The sequence below is a fragment of the Pseudoalteromonas sp. 19-MNA-CIBAN-0066 genome, assembly GCF_040308705.1.
In the GTDB taxonomy this organism is placed as follows: Bacteria; Pseudomonadota; Gammaproteobacteria; order Enterobacterales; family Alteromonadaceae; genus Pseudoalteromonas; species Pseudoalteromonas nigrifaciens.
In genome coordinates, this window is record NZ_JBEONZ010000384.1 from 1 (window position 1) to 242 (window position 242).

1 pseudogene is annotated in these 242 nt (G+C 46.7%); it reads left to right on the forward strand.

From position 1 onward, the window contains the following. Positions 1-242, forward strand: a pseudogene (locus tag AAEZ18_RS19520) (hypothetical protein); the annotation flags it as partial.

Below are 242 nucleotides of genomic sequence, written 5' to 3' on the forward strand. Positions count from 1 at the left end.
GCGCTAAGCTTTCCCGCCCCGCTTGCTATTCGTCACGCAACAATAAAAGCCGTGCTCAATGAATTGGCAAAGCTCGGCGTTGAGTTTTCGACACCTGAGAACGCAGAGTATTTAAATAAAATAGCACCCGCGTTTTATCACAGCGGCACAGGTATTGAAGCGCTTAGGCAAGTAGCTAAAGTGTGGGGCATTAGCGATTTTATATTTCAGCAGCGCCCCGATGGTAAAATATTTATTGGCAG